The organism is Candidatus Stygibacter australis, assembly GCA_030765845.1.
Lineage (GTDB): Bacteria > Cloacimonadota > Cloacimonadia > Cloacimonadales > TCS61 > Stygibacter > Stygibacter australis.
Genome location: JAVCDJ010000242.1, coordinates 1 through 4,442, shown reverse-complemented (window position 1 = coordinate 4,442; position 4,442 = coordinate 1). Strand labels below are relative to the sequence as shown.

The following is a 4,442-nucleotide window of genomic DNA, read 5'->3' as shown; positions in this document are numbered from 1 at the left end:
GCCGAATATTCCAGCCGATAAACTGCATCACTGTTTGATCCAGCACCACAAGCAATATATACTTCATCACTATGAGGTACCCACCTCACATAAATATCATTGACCGGCAGCCCTACTTCATAAGATGTCCAATCGCCTTCAGTTTCAAAATAAAGCGTATTACCCCCTGCTGCAACAAGATTACCTGAGCCCGTCTCTTCAATATCAGTTACACTGATCCCGCTAAATTCTAATACTTCCTCCCATTCCTCACCATCTGCTGAATAGATCATGCCACTTTCAAGCTCATTTAATCCATAACCCATATAATAACCACTATCAAGATGCTTGATAAAGCGAGGATTAAAATAATAACCTATTAATTCAAATTCATGGGTATCAAGATCAAATTCCCACAAACCATCACTATTACTTCCACAACCCATCGCTGCTAATATCTTTTGATCAGCATCATTCGCTGTCACTGATACTGCTCCCAGATTAGTAGCTATGGAATATATCTCCGGCGCGTGCGGCAGAGTGTAATAGGCAATTCCTGCTTCCATCCCCGGCAGCGCAAAGATCAGTCCATCCATTAATATCCCATTTAAATCACTGAATTCCAGATCATAGACCGGTCGCTGTAATTCCTCAAACATCAAGCTCATATCAGCTTCTGCACATAGAATTATACCGATAAATATCACCAGAAATATTACTGATCTTAACAAAGTAGATTTTTTATTTAACATAAGCCCTCCAGTTAAAATCAAGTAGAAATTTATCCTGAAACTATATACACATAAATTTAAATATATCTTGACCCATGTCAAATATATTTTACACATAAACGGTTTTTCCACCATAAACTGCTCAATTTCATGCAGCTTCTAGTTATAACTTATATCTCTGATCTCAATAATACTACTTCTCATTGTATGCCGAAGGCATACATATTGTGAATAGAATTGCTACCTTTCAAATTCAAATTTGATTTTTCAGCTATGTCAAGTTCGATTATTGACCCAAATTAAACAAAAATGTGCACTAAATGAACCTGATTTTAACTTTCACATTTATTTATCAATTACTTAGGTTGAACAGTCTCCGTTGTAATTACTTAAAATAGTTAAAAAAGTATTTGACTTGTTTTTAATTATAAAGCGTATTTGTTCGGACTATAGGAGAAAATAATTTTAGCAGACCCAAAAAGGAGGATTTGATGAAAGTGAAAATGATTTTTTTAGTGTTGGTGCTTTTCATTGGGGTGTTATGGGCAGATGGGAGCGGAAATGGAACAAGCACAGTGAATCTATTTGATCGTGTAAGAAATTGCCCGGCTGTTTCAACCGAGCGAGAAGGTAACAGTAATTCAATTTATGTATCAACTTTCGGTTTAAGTCCGAGTTATGCTGATACAATTCGGGGTATTCCCGGATCATTGCATAAGATCGATATACTAAATGGATTATTGACAGTGATATTTAATTTCGAATCTATTGAGTTTGATGAAGATTATGATCATCTTCATGCTTATGATGCCTATGATCAGGATTTTATAGAGACTGACTCAGTTGTATGTGATGAAGCTCAATATCGGATAGGAGGTCAGAATGGGTTTTGGTCAAGTCCAGTATTAAATGAAGAACATAATCTATTATATCTTTTAACAAAAGCAGGTATGCTTTTTACAGTCGATATAGAGCAAATGGAAGTTACAGGGAACTATTATAACTTGAGAGCTGTTGAAAAAGGTAATCCCAATCAGAATTTAGAGATAAACAGATATGAGTATCTGGCAACCCCATTGCTCTGTCGGGAGACAAGTGGTGATTACCTGATCATACCTGGTATCTGGCATACATTCAAAATTACTTTATCAGACGGATTATTATATTCATACAACCTTATAAATGATATTTCATTGCCACTGCTGGGCGAAGATCGTTTTATAGCTTCAGCCGCAATGGACTATGAGTCACCGCCTAATCTTGTTGTGATATCCAAAGAAGGTAGATTATTCAGAAAGAAAGGAGCAACCGTATATAGTAACTACCTTCCTGATAACCCAACACAATGCTATTTCCAGCCGGTGATCAATGAAGATGGACATTTTTATATCAACACGGAGGATTCTGTTTACCGGATACCGGTCGATGGAAGGATCAGCGTTGGCGCCTGGGCAAACGATTTTGAGATTGAATTAGTAGCTGATATTACAGATCTGGAAAACATTGAGGTTTCAGGTATGGGTAAAGAAATAATTGTTACAAGAAATGTAGATGATTATAATCAACTGATACCTGAATATGACACTTATATATCAACAGGACTTGAAGATATAATTAATCATAGTAATGAGTTGTATTATCAGGGAAATTTGGTTAACGCCTATCGACTGATGAATAATCACAGTATATATATACAGAAAGAACAGGAAAGTAATTGCCTTTTTTCTTTGAATAATTATACATACAGTCAAGACCCTCCTTTCAGCAATGAGAATTACTATGTTGGAGAAATACCAAGTGTTTCAAGATTATACTGGGAATTCATCAAGCCTCCAGATATTCCGAATCAATGCTCTTGTGGATACTTCCAATATCAAAATTGGAATCATTTAAGCTATGCTACACCGGTACTCTATTACACGGTAGAAAACAGAGTAAATGTTTTGGTATTTGATGAGCAGGGATGCGTTGGAACATGGATAAGGAGTCCCTCAGAAAGTCAATTAGGTTTTTCACCTCTATACTATAATGGAGAAGAATATTATCCTTTATATCCTGAGCAGGGATATTCCAAATTCATGGATACTCCGCCTAATGTGATAGAGTTTTCGACCATAGACAGTATAAACATACATTATCTGTGTGAACAGGAAACAGATTACAGTATCTATCTGAATTCTTATGCCCGGGAAGCCGTTATTGATACTTTTGCCACAGCGAATTTTGAAAGACTTATGAAGCACCCTAAATATACGCTGTCTGTATTCGATGGTGACACTCTGGTTTACAGAAATGATAATTTCCGGCTTTTAGATGAAAATATCCATGATTATTACATTATCGGTGATGATACTCTTAATGTGACAGTAGGTATGGATACCACAATTACAAATCCGGGAGGAGACCCTAATGGTGTAATAGTATTCAATACTATCAATGTATTTAGAGGCGGAATATTGAGAATAGCAGGAAATGCTAACGTGCAGACAACTAACCTTAATATAGAAGAAGGAGGTTTGCTGGAAACAACTGGAACGATGGCAGCAGAAGAATTGAAACTGCTGGAAGTGCCAGGCTGCAATCAACCGGCAAAGATATTAGCTTCCGGCTATGTTTATGCGGATATTATGGAGATGGAAGATGAAGTAGAGGCAGAATTCACCGGATATGGCGGTAATGCCAGTTATGATCATAATATTAATGTCAACAACCTCAGGGATACAGGATATGAATTGAACAGTATTCTTACGGTGAGTCATACTAATTCTGCTTACAGTGACCACGATGTGTATATTGCTGGTGATAAGGCAAGGTTTTCGCTCATTGTGGATGGCGATCTTAAAACAGGAAATCTTGACCTGTTTACCAGTGGTTATAATATTCATACCACAGCAGGCAATGATGTGCAGATGCAGATCACAGGCAGCGGCAGTCTATGCAGCATAGGCAGTTCGCTATTCCGGCGTGATATTGAGATTGTAAAAGGTGGTCTTTGGGAAAATGAAAGTGGCAGGATCAGGATCAGTAATAATACCGACAGTCTGTTTACTATTCATAATTACGGACGCATTGATCTGCAGGATGATGTATATCTTACCGGAAATTACTATGACTCTGAAAATGATACTACTTATACTGGTGGTTATAAGCTCTATTTATATGAAGACAGCGAGATGTATCTGCGGGGTGCGGAAATATGTATAGGTGCTGATGAAGTATATTATCCTAATTACGATGGAGGAAAAGTGATCCAGGAAGGCAGAGCGGTTATTCAACTGGAAGATTCCGGTTTTTTGCATATAACTTCTATTGATACTTTAGGAGCTGGACACACACCTACCGGCGGAATACTGAAAATAGACGCTTCTTCAGACAAACATGCCAAGATCGGGGGTGAGGAAGTTGCTACGGCTTTACAGGATGGTGACAGGATATTGATTGAAAAGAAAGGTGAAATTAACGGTAATATAGGATTATATCCAAGAAGAGTTTCTTATTTAGATGTAATACGTCTGGATGTGAGTTCAGCTTACTGGCAGGGAGTGGAATTTAACAGCACAATTGATGATGCTATTGACGATGACCATTTCGAGTTCTCTAATTGCATTTTTACAAACCTTAAGTCTTTTTCTATTTGTTCACTTGATTCCATAGAAGTGAATTTTGCTAATTGCAGCTTTGAAGATAATTACCGCAGTTTATATATTACCTATAGAAAAGAGATCAATGGTG

General features: G+C 37.2%; 2 protein-coding genes. One reads left to right on the top strand and one right to left on the bottom strand.

Translation table 11 applies throughout. The features are described from left to right. Positions 1-731: hypothetical protein (locus RAO94_12415; protein ID MDP8323144.1), on the bottom strand; the 731-nt coding region annotated here is incomplete at its 3' end. Between the two features lie 470 nt (positions 732-1,201). On the opposite strand from RAO94_12415, the gene RAO94_12410 reads away from it, so the two are divergent. Next, the coding region (locus RAO94_12410; GenBank protein ID MDP8323143.1) for a hypothetical protein at positions 1,202-4,442 on the top strand (3,241 nt) is incomplete at its 3' end.